Origin of the sequence: Streptomyces sp. NBC_01390 (genome assembly GCF_045040105.1) — a bacterium.
Taxonomy (GTDB): Bacteria; Actinomycetota; Actinomycetes; order Streptomycetales; family Streptomycetaceae; genus Streptomyces.
The window spans coordinates 5679201-5696103 of the sequence record NZ_CP109551.1 but is presented as its reverse complement, the minus strand read 5'-3'; the positions used below and the strand labels follow the sequence as shown (position 1 = coordinate 5696103).

21 protein-coding genes are annotated in these 16903 nt (G+C 67.5%); 14 read left to right on the top strand and 7 right to left on the bottom strand.

Going from position 1 to position 16903, the window contains the following annotated elements; all coding sequences use genetic code 11:
* Window positions 1–181: 181 nt before the first annotated feature.
* Window positions 182–844 carry a Uma2 family endonuclease gene (locus tag OG241_RS25715; protein WP_405818284.1) on the top strand — a complete coding sequence of 221 codons (663 nt, stop codon included), beginning with the start codon at window positions 182–184 and terminating at the stop codon, window positions 842–844.
* 280 nt (window positions 845–1124) lie between these two features.
* Here OG241_RS25715 and OG241_RS25710 read toward each other — a convergent pair whose 3' ends face one another.
* From OG241_RS25710 to OG241_RS25690, 5 genes are all read right to left on the bottom strand, one after another.
* On the bottom strand, window positions 1125–1403 hold the full coding sequence (locus OG241_RS25710) for a hypothetical protein (RefSeq protein WP_405818282.1): 279 nt from the start codon (window positions 1401–1403) through the stop codon (window positions 1125–1127).
* Window positions 1404–1851: 448 nt separating this feature from the next.
* A complete protein-coding gene (locus tag OG241_RS25705) occupies window positions 1852–2277 on the bottom strand; it encodes a PIN domain-containing protein (protein ID WP_405818278.1) in 426 nt (141 codons plus the stop codon).
* A complete protein-coding gene (locus OG241_RS25700) occupies window positions 2274–2552 on the bottom strand; it encodes a CopG family transcriptional regulator (protein ID WP_405818276.1) in 279 nt (92 codons plus the stop codon). The genes OG241_RS25705 and OG241_RS25700 overlap by 4 nt, the downstream gene beginning before the upstream one ends.
* Before the next feature lie 62 nt (window positions 2553–2614).
* The gene (locus tag OG241_RS25695; RefSeq protein ID WP_405818274.1) at window positions 2615–3517 is read right to left on the bottom strand and encodes a phosphorothioated DNA-binding restriction endonuclease; all 903 of its coding nucleotides are present in this window, start codon (window positions 3515–3517) and stop codon (window positions 2615–2617) included.
* 31 nt (window positions 3518–3548) lie between these two features.
* Complete coding sequence (locus tag OG241_RS25690; protein WP_405818272.1) at window positions 3549–4922, bottom strand: DUF4041 domain-containing protein; 1374 nt, start codon at window positions 4920–4922, stop codon at window positions 3549–3551.
* Window positions 4923–6230: 1308 nt separating this feature from the next.
* Here OG241_RS25690 and OG241_RS25685 point away from each other — a divergent pair.
* The 3 genes from OG241_RS25685 to OG241_RS25675 all read left to right on the top strand — a co-directional run bounded on the left by OG241_RS25685 (window position 6231) and on the right by OG241_RS25675 (window position 7926).
* Window positions 6231–7253, top strand: coding sequence for a hypothetical protein (locus OG241_RS25685; protein ID WP_405818270.1), 1023 nt, complete (start codon window positions 6231–6233; stop codon window positions 7251–7253).
* A gap of 18 nt (window positions 7254–7271) precedes the next feature.
* Complete coding sequence (locus tag OG241_RS25680) at window positions 7272–7520, top strand: hypothetical protein (protein ID WP_405818268.1); 249 nt, start codon at window positions 7272–7274, stop codon at window positions 7518–7520.
* Window positions 7521–7626: 106 nt separating this feature from the next.
* A complete protein-coding gene (locus OG241_RS25675) occupies window positions 7627–7926 on the top strand; it encodes a hypothetical protein (RefSeq protein WP_405818266.1) in 300 nt (99 codons plus the stop codon).
* Window positions 7927–8150: 224 nt separating this feature from the next.
* Here the strand turns inward: OG241_RS25675 and OG241_RS25670 are convergent, their stop codons facing one another.
* Window positions 8151–8723: a GNAT family N-acetyltransferase gene (locus OG241_RS25670; protein WP_405818264.1), complete on the bottom strand. Its 573-nt coding sequence runs from the start codon at window positions 8721–8723 to the stop codon at window positions 8151–8153.
* A complete protein-coding gene (locus OG241_RS25665; RefSeq protein WP_405818262.1) occupies window positions 8720–9487 on the bottom strand; it encodes a GntR family transcriptional regulator in 768 nt (255 codons plus the stop codon). The genes OG241_RS25670 and OG241_RS25665 overlap by 4 nt, the downstream gene beginning before the upstream one ends.
* Before the next feature lie 742 nt (window positions 9488–10229).
* Between OG241_RS25665 and OG241_RS25660 the strand changes: the two genes are divergently transcribed.
* From OG241_RS25660 to OG241_RS25615, 10 genes are all read left to right on the top strand, one after another.
* Complete coding sequence (locus OG241_RS25660) at window positions 10230–10370, top strand: hypothetical protein (protein ID WP_405818260.1); 141 nt, start codon at window positions 10230–10232, stop codon at window positions 10368–10370.
* A gap of 91 nt (window positions 10371–10461) precedes the next feature.
* On the top strand, window positions 10462–10728 hold the full coding sequence (locus OG241_RS25655) for a DUF6284 family protein (protein WP_405818258.1): 267 nt from the start codon (window positions 10462–10464) through the stop codon (window positions 10726–10728).
* The gene (locus tag OG241_RS25650) at window positions 10725–11171 is read left to right on the top strand and encodes a Pycsar system effector family protein (protein ID WP_405818256.1); all 447 of its coding nucleotides are present in this window, start codon (window positions 10725–10727) and stop codon (window positions 11169–11171) included. Before OG241_RS25655 ends, OG241_RS25650 begins: the two co-directional genes overlap by 4 nt.
* The gene (locus tag OG241_RS25645; RefSeq protein WP_405818254.1) at window positions 11168–12028 is read left to right on the top strand and encodes a protein spdB; all 861 of its coding nucleotides are present in this window, start codon (window positions 11168–11170) and stop codon (window positions 12026–12028) included. Before OG241_RS25650 ends, OG241_RS25645 begins: the two co-directional genes overlap by 4 nt.
* Window positions 12028–12423, top strand: coding sequence for an RRQRL motif-containing zinc-binding protein (locus OG241_RS25640; protein ID WP_405818252.1), 396 nt, complete (start codon window positions 12028–12030; stop codon window positions 12421–12423). Before OG241_RS25645 ends, OG241_RS25640 begins: the two co-directional genes overlap by 1 nt.
* 2 nt (window positions 12424–12425) lie before the next feature.
* The gene (locus tag OG241_RS25635) at window positions 12426–12743 is read left to right on the top strand and encodes a hypothetical protein (protein WP_405818250.1); all 318 of its coding nucleotides are present in this window, start codon (window positions 12426–12428) and stop codon (window positions 12741–12743) included.
* A complete protein-coding gene (locus OG241_RS25630) occupies window positions 12734–13045 on the top strand; it encodes a hypothetical protein (RefSeq protein WP_405818249.1) in 312 nt (103 codons plus the stop codon). The genes OG241_RS25635 and OG241_RS25630 overlap by 10 nt, the downstream gene beginning before the upstream one ends.
* A 106-nt stretch (window positions 13046–13151) precedes the next feature.
* A complete protein-coding gene (locus OG241_RS25625) occupies window positions 13152–15272 on the top strand; it encodes an FtsK/SpoIIIE domain-containing protein (protein ID WP_405818247.1) in 2121 nt (706 codons plus the stop codon).
* Between the two features lie 204 nt (window positions 15273–15476).
* Window positions 15477–15953 (top strand): hypothetical protein, encoded by a 477-nt coding sequence (locus OG241_RS25620; RefSeq protein ID WP_405818245.1) that lies wholly within the window; start codon window positions 15477–15479, stop codon window positions 15951–15953.
* Window positions 15954–16036: 83 nt separating this feature from the next.
* Entirely contained in the window at window positions 16037–16903 is an 867-nt protein-coding gene (locus OG241_RS25615) for a DNA primase (protein ID WP_405818243.1), read from the top strand.

The following is a 16903-nucleotide window of genomic DNA, read 5'->3' as shown; positions in this document are numbered from 1 at the left end:
GGGTGGCGGCATTCGAACCCACGACCTGTAAGCCGGCTCCCAAACGGCTCCCATCGTGCTTGCGTGGGTGATCGGGTCGGACGCAGTGCGTGCATGATGCCGCCCGACCGCTCCCCGTCAGCCCGGACAGGCCCGCCGTTTCCGCTAGCGTGAGTCGGGAGAACCACATGCGGGAGGCGACATGTCAGCAGGCTCGCTCAACGGGCCGGAAGCACATGTTCCCGAGTTCCTGAGCTGGGAGGAACTCCAGCAGCTCCCCGACGACCTCGCCGCCGACATCGAGCTCTGGGACCGGCGGGTGACCTGGAACCGGCGCGGCCCACTCGAGCACCAGCAGTTCTCCGTCCGGATGCGCAACGCGCTCGGAGCCTCCGCCCGCGAGGCCATGCGCACCGCGTCCGGCGAGGGCAAGCAGTCCTGCTGGCAGGTCGGGGTCGAGACCAACGTCTTCTTCAAGCCCGACAAGTCCAGCTTCCTCACCCCCGACTTCCTCGTGCGCCACTGCCTGCCCCGCGGCGCCGACACCTTCACCACCGACACCGTGCTGGCCGGCGAGGTCCTCTCCGGCTCGGACACCCGTAAGCGCGTGGTCTGGAAGATGGCCCGCTACGCCGAGGCCGGGATCCCCTGGTACTGGGAGGTCGAACTCGACTCAGCCGGCACCTGGGACATCAGCGCCGTACGCGCCTACGAACTGGCCCCCGTTCCCACCGCCGGTCTTACCGTCAAGCCACTGCGCCCGGCCATATACGTCCCGGTGGGCGAGTGGGAGCCGACGGACCTGGGCATCGACTTCCCCGAACCCTTCAACCTGCACGTCACCTGGGACGACCTCGCTTTCTGATCGTCCCCGGCTTCCAGGCCGGGCCGGAATCCGCGGCTCGGAGAGTCGGGAGCACGTTGGTGGCGCGGCGTTCATCCATGGCCTTGCAGCCCTCGGGCGTCTGTTCCCGGGGAAGGACAAGGAGATTGCGGTTCGGTGTGATCATCTCCCAGATTTCTCCCAGCCTCGGGCGTGCTCGGGGTGTGGTGTCGTTCTGGGGCGTCATTGCGTGAGCAAGTTTTCGTGCGGCGTGGGGCTCGGGCTCCCTGCTGTCCCGTTCTGACAGTCGTCGGCCAGTACGTCAGCCTTCGGGCGCCGTGAGGTGTTGCCGGGCTTCGGCCCAGACCTCTTCGAAGTCCTGGAGGGTCAGCGGCTCCTCGACGTGCCCTTCCCAGTCGGTGACGGGCGACTCCGCAGTGAAGCCGTACCGGGCATCGTTGTCCTCGGCCGAAGCGGCGGCGATGGGTCGCCGCGCTGGACCTTCGAGTTCGACCTGACGGCTCACCCATCCGTCGTCACCGACATCGAAGTAGAACCAGGTGTCTTCTTCGTCCCAGTAGCTGCGGAACCATCGCGTCATCGCCTCATCCTGGCCCACCGCTTTCGTCCTCCGACAGCTCGGTGGTCAATCGAACCGGACGACGAAGTCGTACGTTCTCCGGGCCGTGCAGCCCGCCCAGCGTCCGCATCACTTCCCAAACAGGTCCCCAGTGGGTGGCGTCTCCCGCGACCGCGCGACGGCTGTGCGCGCCGGAGCTGTCGGTCTCGTCCCAGTCGGCAGCGGCCGGTTCGGCCCCGGTGAGCCAGGTGGTGCTGTGGGAGTACTCGGATCCGAGGTATGCGATGAAGGCAGTACGCCCCCCTCGGAGCGTCTTCCGGCAGTTCGCGATCTTCGGCCAGCGGCTGGAACCCGAAGGAGTCGCGCACCCCGAAGAGGCAGGCGCCTCGTTTCCTTGTTCAGGACGACCCTATTAGGTGCCTGTCCGGAAACTTCGTGGCCCCTCAGGCCTTGAGGGGCGCGGGTCGGGTCACACCTTCTTGACGACGATGGTGTCCGGGACCAGCTTCTCCAGGTCGTCGACGTCGGAGGTGAAGACCGTGACCTGTCCCTTCTGCTGTCGTGCGATTACGGCGAGCACGGCGTCGATCGCGTACTTGTGGCCGTGCAGCTTGCCGTCGGCCAGGAGCCGGCGTGCCTGGCGGGCCTCGTCCTTCCCGATGTCGGCGACCTGGAGCCGGGACAGTACCCAGTCCCAGCGCTGTTCGGTCGTTCTGCCGTCGTACGCCTCGACCAGAGTCATCGGCGACGTCACCACTTCGGCCTCACCTCGCGCCGCGAGGTCGAGCCAGGCGATCATCTTCCGATCACCGCGCACCGCCAGGGAGAGGGCTTCACAGTCCAGCACGAAGACACGGAGCGGCCTCTGCCCGTGCTCACCAGCGCGCTTCTTCACGCAGCCTCTCCGGCGTTGCGCTGTCCGGAGGCGCGGCGCCGCGCGTGTTCGGCGTCGAGATCCTCCAGCTCGTCGAGGGCTGCTGCACGCTCGTCCTCAGTCACCGGGCCGTGTTCTTCCTGCAGCCAGTCGACCAGTTCCAGGAGCCGGTCCCGGTCGCGCTTGAAGCGCAGCGCCTCGGCGACGTACGCCGACAGGCCCCGCTCAGCCGCGTCCGCGCGGATCTCGTCCAGAAGATCCTCGGGGATCGTCACGGTTACCTTCTTCGTCGCCATATAAGAGACCATACTCTTGGTATCGCACTCCTTACCAGCGGGGCGCAGCCGACAATGCGAGGTCAGGTGGCCGCGGCAGGGCGCGGGCTGCCGTGGAAGACCTGGCTGGTATGCCAGGAACGGTGAATCGCCGCGACGGGGTGGGCGCCGGGCTGAGGTCCGACGAGTGGTCGGTCGGCGAGCGCGATGACGTGCTCGCGCGCGGCGGGGCTGTGGCCGACGAAGCGCTGGGAGACCAGGATGCGGTGGCCGTCGCCGACACCGAGGACGCCCTTGTCGAAGAGCTTGTGGTGCAGTGAGCACAGGCACAGTCCGTTGTCGACGTCGTCCGGACCGTCGAACGCCCACCAGCGCACATGCGCGGCCTCCAGCCCGACCGGCACCGCGCCGATCCTGCCGTCGTAACCGCAGAAGGCGCACTGGTACTCGTACGCGGTCAGCACCATCTCCCGCATCCGCCGGTCCCGTTGCCGTTGCCCGGGTGCTGCCAGGGCGACGGCCTCCGTCAGTTCCAGTTCCAGTTCCAGGCCCACCGTGTCGCACAGGTCTTGGTGCAGCGACGCCGGGAAGTGCAGATCCAGCAACACCCTTGCCATGCGGCCCAGCAGCGACGGTTCCCGCCGCAGCGCCGCCTGAAGGTCTGGGGCCAGTCGCCCAGCGGCCCGGCTGGCGCGGAGCTCCCGTACCCCGGTGCCGGGGCTGCCGGCGCCGTGCTCGGTCCGTACTTCCCACACCCCGTCGCTGACCAGGTGGTGGAAGGGATAGGCGGGGGTGGTCGCACGCGGCGGCCCGTACTCCACAAGCAGTTGTTTCAGATCCGCCTCCACCGCGCTGTACGGCAACTCGTCCGCGGCATCCGCCTGAAAACGGCCCAGCGCGTACAGCAGCAGCAACGGCTTGTGCGGCGCCCGCACCCCGTCCCGGCTCCACTGCCTCAGCTTCGCGGCACGCTCCAGCCAATCCATGGCGGTGATCGTAGTGACGCATTGCCGCACATCATGCTGTCGGGGCCACAACTCCTCCTGCCCCCGCGGCAGGCGCACCCGCTTCGCCCAGGCGCCGCCCCGCCCGCCATTCCAGAGCCTGGGGCTCCTCGGTGAACTCGATCAGATGCTGTCCGGCGAACCGCTGCAGCGAGTCCCGCACCTCCGCCGGGGTGGCATAGAAGAACTCCTTGCGGCTGTTGACCTGGTTGACCCGTCGTGAGGCGAACTGGCGGTGGAGTTCCGTCTCCAGGCCGACCGCATCCTTGCTGAAGATCAGCGCGTGGACGTCGAAGCGGAAGGGAACGGCCGCGCCGCTCAACTCGTAGACCCGCTCCAGTGGTTCGAGTCGACGTGTCATGCCGATCTTCACCATGCGGTCGCCGAAGGCGCCGATGTTCGAGATGACGTACACATAGCCGGCGCGGATGTTGGCCGCGCGGGACTCGACGTCCTGCAAGGCGTTCTCGATCTCCGCCAGTTTGGCCTGCATCTCCGCGACGCCGGCCTCATCACCGCGCTCGCGCAGGCGGTCGAGTGCCGCCTGATAGTGGCCGAGTTCCTTGTTGAGCTTCTCGCGCTGCCGGTCGAGTTCCCGCTGGACCGCTGCCTCCTCACGCTCCCGGGCGCGTACCTCGCGCTGGGCCTCCTTCTCCTCTTCCTTCTTCTGCAGGAAGTCGGCGGTGAGTTCCAACTCCCGTACGCGCGCGTTGTGGTACTGGTCGGTGATCCGGATGTGCATGGTGGCGCCGAGCCTGGCGATCGTTTCGCGGCTCTTGAAGAGCCGGTCGACGAGAGAGCTCAGCCGGTGCGGCCGCATGGACCGCACGGCGTAGTCGGCCTCGGCGTTGTAGGCGCGCAGCATGAGCTTGGAGAGGTCGCGGACCATCTTCTGGCCCTCGCGTTTGGAGCCGTTGACCGTCCAGTCCGTGGCCGCTTGGACGGCGCGGCCTTCACGGGCGAGCGTCTTGATCTCGTTCTGCAGTGTGTCGAGCCGGCTGCGGTAGGCGATCGCGTCGTGCAGCGCGTGCCGGTAGGAGTAGATCCCGGCCTCCTGCAGCATCGCGGTCTCGTCGGCGTTGACGATCCGGCCCTGCAGTTCGGCCAGTTGCCGCTCGGCGTTGGAGACGTCCTTGCGGTGCCGGTCCGCCTCCTTGCGCACGCGTTCGGTCTCTTTCGCGGTCCGGCGTGCGTCGTCGAGGATCTCCGTCGCCGTCTCGCGAGCGTCCTTGAGGATCCCTTCGCCCTCCTCGGCGGCTTCGGCGGACGCCTTCTCACGCAGAGCGGTGGCCTCCGCCTCGACCTGCCGTACGAGGCTCGCGACTTGCGCTGCATCCAGGCCCTGTGTCCGTTCGATCCACGCCCGCAACCCATCGGCCTCGGACACGGCATCCGCACGCCGCCGCCCGAACAGCCCGCCTTTCCGAGGCGCCGGCACCGCGCTTGTACTCCCGGAAGCTGCTGTGGCCAGTACGGCAGATGCTCCGGTGGCAGGGCTGATGCCGAGGGCGTCAGGGGCGGAACCGGCCTCCGGGACCCATAACTGCCATCCGTCGGGCAGCGGGGGCCACGAGGCGTCGGGCCGCCAGTCCGGCGGCGGCATCCATCCAGCGGGTGGCGTAGGCCAACCCGGCGGCGGATTGAAGCGGTAAGTACTCATTCCCCACCCCCTCACCCCTGAGGCTCCCCAGCCCACAGGGCGCCGGACAATCCCGGCGAACGTAGAGTGACATCTTCTTGCTGATGAGCCACCCGGTCGCCTGCCCGTTCCACCTCGTGATCATCTTGTGACTAAAAGTAAGGAACGGGCGCGATGCGTCCCCGGGCAGTGTCAGCCTGCTCTCTGAGCAGGTGAGCCGTGACGGCAAGCTTGGGGCTGTCAGAAGTGACAGGGTCAGCCCCGCTCCCGATGCGGGTGAGGAGTGCGAGCTGGCGGTCATCCAACGGAGACCAAGGGCGCATGGCGATCGTCGTACCGTCTCAGGTCTGCTCGGCGCAAGCCGTGCATCGACTCATTAGGGGCGCGATGCGTACGCCCGCGCCAAGAGGAGTCAGAAGGCCGCTCCTCGGGGGAGCCACCGGAAGTCGGATCCCGAAGATCACACCCAGTTGGCTCCCAAATGGCCCCCAAAACAGGGTCACAAAGCAAATCAGGCCCGGTGCTGATTTCTCAGCACCGGGCCTGACCTGGCGTTTTACTGTCGGGGTGGCGGGATTTGAACCCACGACCTCTTCGTCCCGAATTAGGCCCTGGAAGATCGCCAACCTGGGGATCATGCTAAAGATGCAGGTCAGAGCGTCGGTGTGTGTCGGTCTGCGGTGGTGCTTCGGGGTCGCGATCTCAAGATCGTCTCCAGGATTTCTCCATGGAGGCATGACAATGCTGCGTTGCGGGTTCGCTGCTCGTGCCGTCTGTGCGCGCCAATCCTGCGTTGCCCCAACACGCTTTCCAACTCTGCTGGTTGCCGTTCATGGGTAGTTCGGGCCCGTTCAGATCCTGCGTGCGGTCTGCCGTCGGCACGGCCGTGAACCCATCCACGGGCGTGCCGAAGCCTTAGGACGGTCGTGCGCTTCGTTGGCCGCAGGTCGCGAAAGATGGGAACCTTGAGCAGTAGGGCGTGAACTCTCGACCCCCCTTAGTCCTCGCTCCTCATCACGAGGCGGCTCCAGGTACCGGATGCTCACGGGAGGACCCGTGGACCTTGAATCAGCGATGTCGCTTCATCTCAAACTCCTCGACTCCCTCGTGACCGTTGAGGATAGGAGTCTCTGCAAAATTCGGGCCATGGCAGAGTGTGGCGGACCCACAGGTGAAGCTCCTCCAATGCCGATATCGGCATTGGAGGAGCTGGGTCTTGGGATCACCTCTATGGCCGGCCGCCTTCAGTACGCACTGTCAATCCATCTACACGTAGACAAACCGGAAGCATGGGAGACTGCGCACTACCTGAAAGGGGAGGCTGACGGCCAGGCGCGGATCCTCTACGTGGGCCGAGCGGTGGCTCAAGCCACCGCAGCTGGCGCTGCTCCGAGCCTACCTCTCAGGCCTGGGCTCTCCGTGGGCCATGAAAGGGTGACCTACGGCACTCTCGGAGCCTTCGTCGCAAGCACTCGCGACAGTGATCGGATCCGGTTTCTGTCGAATAATCATGTCTTGGCTGCGTGCGACCGGGGTACACAGGGAGATGACATTCTGCAACCCGGCCCCTACCAGGGGGGCAAGGCGCCTAGAAGTCGTATCGGGGCCCTGGATGAGAAGGAGGAACTTCACCGAGACGGAGTGACTCCAAACATCATGGATGCGGCAACTTGCGTACTAGACGGAGACGTTTCGTTTCACGTGGGCGAGCTCAGGGGGCTCTCGGCGTCGATCCCGCCCCCGGTGGCGGTGATCGGTTCCCAAGTGGCCAAAGTGGGCTCTACGACGAAGCGCACGACGGGAACCGTCATCGACATCGGATTCAGTACCAAACTGTGGTACCAAGGTGAGGGTTACCTAAGATTCGATGATCTTATGGTCGTAGCGAGTGATGAAGTTGGCAAGCGATTCAGTAGAGGTGGAGACAGCGGGGCGCTAGTGTTTCGCCCAGACTCCCGCGAACCGGTGGGGCTCCACATCGGCGGAACAGAGCTCGACGAAGCGCGCGGCATCCCGGTCTCGTACGTAGCCCCGCTGGACCCAATACTGAAGAAGCTGGGCGTAACGCTCATCTCCTGACGACCGAAGTGAGGCATCATGGTTGATCTTGACATCGTCGAGGCGGTACGAGACGCACTCTACCGCCGCTTCGAGCAGGATCAGCGAGTGGGCGGGGTTGGCATTGGCATGGAGGGTACCCAGTTCGTGGTGCGGGTGCATCTAGTCAATACAGAGCACCCCCCGCAAATCGAACAGGAGATTCAGGGCGTCCCCGTGCGGCAGATCGTAACTGGCCGAGCCGTGGCAGAGGCCCTGACCGAATCGCCTCACGGCTCGGTGGTCTAGCAAAATGAGGAGTGGCCCTCGCGGGTGAATCAATGATCCGTCCTCCAGGAGAGGGAAGAGGGTTCTCCTCCGCTTGAAACCTTCCAAGTGCGGCAAGAGATCACTCGTGGACGTATTCTGGATCATCCTCGCAGCGGTTGCCAGCTTCATCATCTTCGTCGTATTCCTCGGGGGCATGACATTGTTTCTCGTAGGAGCGCTGAAGGATCGAGCTGTTCCCAGGCCTGAAGCTGAAGATAACTCGTCAGCCCTCCTGTGGCTTCTGAAGAATTCCTTCAAGGTCGCTTTCGGTGGGGAGCAGTTCCCGGTGTCACAGCGAATGATGGCCCAGGGGACTCTATTGATGTCACTGGGTGCCATCCTTTTCTTGGGAGTTGCTGCGGCAGTGGCGAATGCGCTGGCTTAGGGGATAATCGCGCCAACTTCCCCTGGGGGAAGTGTCGTTATCGACGACGGTGGCGCCGCGCTCGCCCGTCTGAGGAGATGCGGTGACCTTCGCGCGCACCAGCCCTCGCCACAGCCGCATGCCGTGGAGTTGGCAGGGGCTCTCTGCTTGCAGCCAAACTCTGGTGTGACATGTCGAGGGCTTCAAGAGTGTTCCTCTGTGAGCCTGTTCCGTCGCGGGTCAGCTCAGGCCGCGAATCGGAGCCGCTCGGGAGGCGGCGTGCGGTCCGTGAATCCGTGATCCGCCGTCAGTCGTGCCGCCCGCTGCGCGAGCCATCCGGAAACCCGTGACCCACCGTTTACCGCCGTGCCCTCATAGACGGTGCGAACGTGCGTGAAGCCCTGCGCGAGGTAGTAGCGCTGGAGCCCCTCGTTCGTTGTCCAGGCGTCCAGCCGGAGCCATTGAGCACCCGCGCGGTGCGCCCGGTCGCCCGCCCAGCCAAGCAAGCGTTCACCGAGGTTCTGCCCGGCGTACTCGCGCGCAACGGTGAGCTTGTTGACGAAGATCGACGGTTCGGCCAGTTCCTCGTCAGTCCACAGACCTTCTTCGGCGTCTGGGGTAAGCGTGATTGTGCCGGCCGTCGTATGCCCGTCACGGAGCATGAACACGGTGCCTGCCTCGATCGTGGCCAGCAGCTTGTCAGCCGGGTACGGACGGCTCCACTGGTCGTAACCGCGACCGCGCAGCCAAGCCGCTGCCTCCTCCCGGAAGGCCAGCAGCTTGGCCACATCATGCGGCTCTGCGGGGGCGATGATCACGTGTTCTCACTTCGGGCGGACAGCTCGCCGATCTCGTAGTTCATCCGGTTCAAGTCGCCCCGAAACGTCGTGATCGTGCATCGGATGGGGCGATCCGGCGAGTAGCCCGTTCTGGTCCAGAGCATGACCGGCACACCGGCTCCAATCTCAAGTAGGCGGGCCTCTTCCGGCGTGGGCATCCGAGCCGCGATTTCGTCGAAGTACCCGACCTGTTCGATACCCCGAGAGGCGAGATACCGCGTCGTGCCCTCTTCGATGTCACCAGGCTCAGCCAGTCGCGGCGACTCGTCTACCAGCCACGATGGATAGTAGGTCGCCTGTGTGGACCAAGGAACATCGTCCACATAGCGATGACAAAACCGCAATACGGCCTTCATGCCCGGCTGGATCTTGAGCCGCTCAGCGACCTCGTTCGACGCCGGCAACATCTCGACCCGGAACGTCTGGTGCGGTCGTCGGCCAGCGTTGGTCACGTCGGTGCTGTACGCGTCCCCGTTCTGCGGGAACGTCAGGTTCTCGAACCGAGACGCGTTGAGCTTGAACACCTCATGGGAGTTGACCTCGTAGCCAAGCCCTTGGCTGGACGTGATCAATCCTTCACTGACCAGCAGGCTCAGACCGTTGCGGATGGTGTTCCTCGACGCGTCGAAACGCTGCTGTAGGTCGTTCTCAGAAGGCAGCCGCGCCCCCGGCGCGTGGGTGCCGTTGTCGATCTCCCGACGCAGGACGTCAGCGACTTGCCGGTACTTCGGCTGCTTGTTCATGGACCCATCATGACGCACTCGCGCAACTTGTTGGTACATGTAGCCCCTAACCCCTTGACGCCTCGCTGCCCGTGGGTGCAGCATCACTCCATCAGCTTGTACCAACAAGTTGAGCAAGTGGTGCAACACCATTGAGTGTATCCACCTGCACTGACAGCGCCCGGCGTGTCCCGTGAAGACGGGAGCCCCTTTGACCAGGGGTTACCGCGCTCGTCGGGGAGTGCTCGTTCCTTGAGAACTGAACAGTGTGTCGATTTCGATGGGGTGAGAGTCCCCGTCCCCGTAACGGCCCGGGTGATGGCCGCCGGCGGTCACTTTCTTGCGTACCGGCTCTGGGAAACAGCCGTGGGGATCATCCCTCCATCACTGGAGGTCAACCCCTCGGGGGCTACCCGGTACGCGCCGCCCTGCTGGCGTCAGAGCGGTGACGATGACGCACCCGAATTCACCGGCTCGGGACCGGTCCGCCCCGCGAGGGCGGGCCGGTGAAGCCGCTTCCCCTTCTCGCTGAAGGAGGTCGGTGTGAACCGACGAGATACCGGGCGCCGCCGCATGGACCGAGCGGCGGCGCCGTACATCCCCGGTCCACCCCTGGTTCCACAGCGCAAGCGCGCTGCGGGCCGGCTGCCTCTCCCATCCGTCCGGGCCCGCCTCTTTGCGGGGGCCGTACGGAGGGGAGCGCGGGGAGCCGGCCGGTTCGTCCGGCCTGGTCCACCACCTACGACACCTCAGGAGTCAACGCGTGACGTCGCAGGAGCCCACCACCGACCTGACCTCCCCGGAAGCCGTCCAGATCGGCCAGGAGGTCTACGACCGCATCACGTCCGGCGAGTGCACGGACGCGGTGGCGGAGCTGAACGAGGCCTACGGCCGCAACGGCTGACCTCACCTACTTCATCAACGGCGCGCGGCGCCCGGGTTGCCCCCCGGACGCCGCTTCGGGCCGTACCAACCTGCTAGGGAGACCACGACCCATGAAGCACATCGTCACTGTTCAGGATGCTGTTACCGCGTTCGCCGACTGGATGGAGCCGACACCGGCTGAGCTGGACGCCATCGAGCGCGAGATGCCGCTGATCCTCGCGCAGGTCGACCTGTTGGACGCGCAGATCATCACCATGGACCGCACCCCCACCGAGCTGGACGTGCGGCGCATCCGCCGGGCCCGCCGCAAGGTGCTCGCCGCCGGCCGCGAGCTGGCGAACACTGCCGCGACGCTCACCCCGGAGGTGGGCGCATGAGGACCACCGACCAGAACCTGACGGCCGCACACGCTGAGGTGAAAGCGGAGATCGCGCGGACCGACACCAAGACCGGGCTGTTGCTGGCGTTCGTCGGCGCGGTCCTGGCCGGCACCTGGACCGTCGCCCGTGACCTCCCGCTCACCGCCGCCGCCCTCACCGTGGGCAGTACCGGCATCCTCGCGCTGATCACGGCGGCGGGCCTGCTGTTGCGCTCGGTCCGCCCCAACCTGAGCGGCGGGCGGGGCTTCCCGCTGTGGGCCACGCTCACCCCCGAGCAGATCACCGCCGCCCTGTCCGAGGACATCGGCGCGGACATCGCGGGCCTGTCCCGCATCGCGGTGGTGAAGTTCACCGGCCTCAAGCGCGCGGTCGACCTCACCTGCGCCGGCGGCGCCCTGCTCATCGTCGCCGTCGTGATCGCGGTGGGAGGTGCGGCATGAAGGCTAAGACCGTTCTTCCCGCCGTCGCGATGACGGCGGTGTCCATGGTCCTCACCCTGGCCGTGGTCATGATGTGGCTGGGCACGGCGGTGCCGTGGCCGGTCGCGCTGGTCGTCGGTCTCGGCATCGACGGCGGCTGGTTGGCCACCCTCGCGTATGAGCGCCGTCTCGCCGCGCAGGGCGACCACAACCGCATCGTCACCGCCGTCGGTTGGTCGTTCGGTCTCATCGCGGCCGGTGTCCTGGTCGCCCACGCGCTCACTGCCGAGCAGGGCACCGGCGCGTGGCTGGCCGTGGCGTGGTTGCCGGTCGCGGCGAAGGCACTGTGGTTGGTGCACGGGCTGTGGGAGCGCACCGCGCTCACCCCGTCCGCGCTCGGGGCGATCCGAGGTATCCAGCAAGAGGCTCGGGACGAAGCGGCCGTGGCCCGCGCTCGACTGCGGGCCGAGGCGGCGACCGAGGAGACGCGGCTGACGGCCGTGACGCAGGCAGGGGCGCGCGTCGCACGCGTCCAGGCCAAGACTGCCAAGTCCCTTGCCGGGGCGTGGTCGACGCTGGAAGCGGCGCGGCAGGGAGACGACACCGGCAGGGCGCTGACCAGCGTGACGAGCCGCGTCACGCCCGACGTCACACCCCGCTGGGAACTGCCCGTATGGGGACCCACCCAGCCCATCGGGGTCCGATCGCTGGAGGCGGTATCGGCGCTCACGGATCAGGAGCTTGACGACCTGGTCGACGAGATCAGGCACAGCGAGACTCCCGCCCTGTCCTACCGCGAGATGGCGATCCGCTTTCGCACGGCCGGCCACTCCGCATCCGAGGTCCGTCTCAGGGCGGCATGGAAGCGGGTGGCCTGATGTCCGCCGCCTACGGCAAGTGCTTCGACCCGACCGGCGCCCGCTACGGCATCCCCACCTTCCCCTGGAAGTTCGCCCCCGACGACGAGGAGTTCGCCACCCGCCGCCAGTTACGGGCGCGGGGGCTGCGTCCGGGGGGCCAGCCGATAGCGGCGCAGGTCATGCGCGTCAACCGGCGGGCCGGCGGGGTCCGGGTCGCCTACCTCTACCGCATCGACCTCGCCAAGCCCGTCCGCCCGATGACCTCCCGCAAGTGGGGCGCCCTCGCGCTGGCGATGCTCGCCCGCCGCACCTGCCCCACCTGCGAGATCACCTACAGCTACTGCATGCCGACGTCGCTCGGCATGTGCGTCCTGTGCGCCTACCCCAACCCGACCTGTCCGAAGGAGAGTTGACCGTGTCCAAGTCCGATATCCGCCGTCTGGACCGCGAGATCCACAAGGCCACCGCCAAGCTCGAAGCGGTCAAGCGGGGCGAGTCGTGGCCGCTGAACGGTGCCGAGCGGCGGGCCATGGCCCGCGCCACCGTCGGCGGCTCCTACAAGGTCGTACGCGGCAAGAGCACCGCCCGCGCTGAGCAGCAGATCGACACCACCACCGCCAACGCTGAGATGCGGCTTACCGCGGAACTGTCCGCCCTGCACGGCGAGAAGCAGCGCCTGATCACCGAGGCCGCCCGCGAGAAGGCGGCGAAGAAGGCTTCGGGGTGGTGGTGAGCATGGACGGCCGCTGCCCCGCAGCCCACCCGCAGGACCCCACCCCGTGCGTCGGCCCGCCCGTGGTGACCGTTTCGGACGCGGTCGGTGAGGGAGCGGACGGATGCGAGCACCACGGCGCCCGGCTCCTGGCCTCTCTGGCCGGCGGTCGCGTCCACCCGCTGCCCGACGCCCCGCAGGGGGCCGCGATCCGCGTGTTCAAGGCCGCCGACACCATCCGCCCCTTCTGCTGGTTCGACGGGCCGCGCAGCGAGCCGTCGCAGCTCAGCCGGGCCGAGAACCGCGCCCGCCGCCACTGCTGAACCTCGTACGACCGCCGGGGTGCCCGCTCTTTCCACGGACACCGGCACCCCGGCGCCCTTCCTCCATTCCCGCCCCGCAAGAGGGGCAGTCAGGAGCAGTACCAGCATGACCGACAACATCGTTCGTCTCGTCAAAACCGCGCAGACCGGCCCCGAGTCGGAGGTGACTCCCACGGTGTTGACCGTGGTGCCCGACGCCCCGCTGGCGCCTTTGGTGCCGTTGTGGGTGCGCTCCGGACACGCCGTGAAGACCGTGGTCACGCACGAGAACACGAAGAGCGCTGCTCGTGCGGTGGCGCGGCACAGTCTCTACACGTTCAACGGGGGCCGGATCGTGGCCCGCCGCACCTGGGACGGCAAGACCGGCGCCCGCTACGAACGCATGATCCGCACAGCGGAAGCAGCCGGGAACCTCGAAGCTGCCGAGGAGTGGGAAGAGCGGTTGCAGCGCTTCCGCCAGGCCCGCCACCACCGCCGCATGGACCTCTTGCACTCGCCCGTAGAGGCCGCCAAGGGTCTCGCGGTCGGTACCGGGGTGGGCATCGGCGTGCTGGTCGCCCTTGGGGTCGTGATGGCGATCAACAACCATGACATCACCGACGTCATCACCCCACTGGCAGCGACCATCGAGTTCATCGCCCTGCTCATCCGGATCGTGCAGGTCACATGGGGTACTGCCGTCATCGTCGGCCCGTTGCTCGCCCTGCTCGCGCTGTGGGCGGTCGGCAGTAAGCAGCAGGCCGCGCCCTCGTGGGCGCTGCCCGCCAACGTCCGATCGAGCGAGGGTGAGCCGGTCACACCGTCCATCGTCGTCAAGGCCCTGCGCGACCTCGGAGTGCCCGCGCTGCGCAACGCCATCAAGGACATGGGCGACGCCGGCGCGTCCATGCTCGGTCCGATCCGGATCGCCGGATGCGGCGTCGAGGTCGACGTCACGCTGCCCTCGGGGGTCTCCACGATCGAAGTGCAGAACCGGCGCCGCAAGCTCGCTGAGAACCTGACCCGGCACGAGCACGAAGTGTTCATCACCATCCCGGAAGCGGCCCGCACGGTCCGTCTGTGGGTGGCCGACTCGGGTGCGTTGGATGAGCCGATCGGGCCGTCTCCGCTGGTCACCGACGAGACGATGACCGCCGACTACGCCAAGGGGCGCGCCCCGTGGGGTCAGGACCTGCGCGGCGACGCGGCGGCCCTGAGCGTGTATCAGCGCCACCTGCTGATCACGGGCCTGTCGAACCAGGGCAAGACCGCAGCCCTGCGAGCCCTCGCCCTGTGGCTCGCGCTGGATCGCACAGTCGAGTTCCGGATCGCTGACCTCAAGGGCGCTGGCGACTGGGCCATGTTCGACGGTCTGGCCTCTCTGCTCATCCAGGGGCCGACCGATGACCACGTCATCCAGGCGACCGAGATGGTCGAAGGCCTGGTAGCCGAGATGGAACGTCGCCTTCAGTCCCCTCCCGGGACCGTGTTCCTTCCGCTGGTCGGCATCGTGGACGAAGCGCAGGTCGCGTTCATGTGCCCGGTCAAGGACGCCGACAAGAACCCCTACGGCGGATCCAAGGCCACCTCCCGCTACTTCATGGCCGTCCGCAAGGTCCACAACCAGGGCCGCGCGGTCAACGTGACGCTGTGGGAAGGCACCCAGGACCCCACTGACCAGAACCTTCCCAAGCTGGTCCGCGAGGGCGCCCACACCCGCGCATCCCTCGTGCTGGGCACCGAGTCTCAGGCCAAGATGGCGCTCGGTGACAAAGCCGTGGAAGGTGGCGCCGCCCCGCACCTGCTGCGCCAGGGCCTGGACAAGGGAACGCTGGTCGTCGCCTCCGACGGGATCGCCATTCCCGCCGGACAGGCATCCATCACGATCCGCACGCACTACATCGACGACGACGAAGCGGTCGTCATCGCCGACCGCGCCAAGGCCCTGCGCGACGGGGTCACCACCCTGCGCGCTGTCGAGACGGGCGAGGACCGAGACGCACTCGAAGACATCGCGAGCGTGCTCGGGGGCGCGACCCGGGTGCTCACTCAGGACGTCCTCAAGCGGCTCGCTGTGCTGGACGCGGACGCCTACGGCGCCTGGTCGTTCATCGACCTCAAGCGCGAACTGGACGGCACCGGAGCCGAGCCGTACAAGTCGGACGGCCGCATGGTCGTCGGTGCCGAACGCGTCGCCCGCGCCCTCACCAACCGCGACGACGAGGGTTCCGCTTCCGCCGCCGAATGACAGGGAGCCGACCCCCGGCGGGTCAGGGAGGCAGGGAGAACTCCCTGACCCCCTCCCTGCTCCGCCTCCCTGGCCTTGACCTGCACAAATGATCAGTCAGGGAGTCAGGGAGGCACCCCAGGTCAGACCCCGAAAACCCCCTCCAGAGCCACCCCCCAAGGGGGTGTCCCTGCCTCCCTGGCCTTCCGCCGGAAGGGATTCCGCATGCACCCCGAGACCAGCCCCCAACCGACCGCCACCGACACCGGCCTGAGCGAGGCTCAGGCAGACGTGGAGGCTCGCCGGATCATCGCCGACGCGTACCGGCCCACCGCCTACCGCGACACCACCCCCGTCCCCGCACACGGTGACGCCCTGCCCGTCGCACAGCCCGGACGTCCCCCGATGAGCCAGGGCGCCACCGACGCGAGCGTGCTCATGCTTGCCGGCGCGACCGCCACGACCATGGTCGGCGGGACGGCTGGCGTGCTCATGTACCTGTCCCAGTTCGCCGACCCGATCGTGTGTGGCCTGGTGTTCGGTGCACCCGCCGCTCTCGTGCTCGCCCTCGCCCGCCTCGCCCACCGGGCCAAGCCCGCCCCGGACGTCCACCACCACTACGAAGGACCCGTCTACCAAGACCGGCGCCACGTCCACACCCGTACCACGGGCGTGTGGGCCAAAACGAACAACCACCAGTGACGCCAAGGGCGGCCCCCGTCTCGCCAAAGTCCGGGGCCGCCCTTGTCACCCAGCATCCTTCGACAGGACTGGAGACATCCAGCATGACCCAAGCCACCGACATTCGGCGAGCACCGGCACACCTACACACCGCCCTCGGTCTGGCGGCGGCCGGTGTGCCGCCGCTGCCGCTGCGGGCGGGGAAGGTGCCGTTCGGCAACTGCCGCACCTGCGCGCAGAACGCGTGCGGCGGACGGCCTAACATGAAAACCCCCGGCCCCTGCCACTGCCCGGCGCCCTGCCACGCATGGGCCGCCGCCACCACCGACCCGAACATCATCAACTCGCGTGCGTGGGCGAGGGCGTGGCGGGAAGCGGCCGGGGTGGCCTACCACCCCGGCGGCGCCGGCCTCACCATCGTCGACCTCGACAACACGGACGCCATCGCCTGGGCCCGCGACACCCTCCCCGCCACCCGGACCGTGCCGACGACCCGGGGCGAGCACTGGATCTACCGGGGCGCCATGCGCTCCGCCAACGCGGTGCGGCCCGGTGTGGACATCAAGTCCCTTATGGCGTACGCCCGTTGGCTCGGATGGGGCGGCGGCGCCATGGCCGCCCTCCCGGGCGCTGTGCGTGCTCTGGCACTAACGGACCCCCCTCCCGCCCGTAGGGCGCCACAGACCCTCTCGGCGCCCCTGGGAGGCCAAGGCGGGGAGTGCCGCCACCGCTCGCCCGTGTACCTGGACCGTGGAATCGCCATGGCAGAGCAGCACATCACCGCCGCCCGTGAGGCAGTGCACGCCACCGTCTACCGGACGTTCCTCGCCGTGCTGTCCACCCACGGGCGGTGCGGCTGCCTCACCCACACGCACGTCGCCCGGCTGTTCACCGCTGCGCAGGCCAAGGGCGAAACGCCCCGGCACTGCACCGACGCGTGGACCAACGCCCTCACCACGTTGGGACTGTGA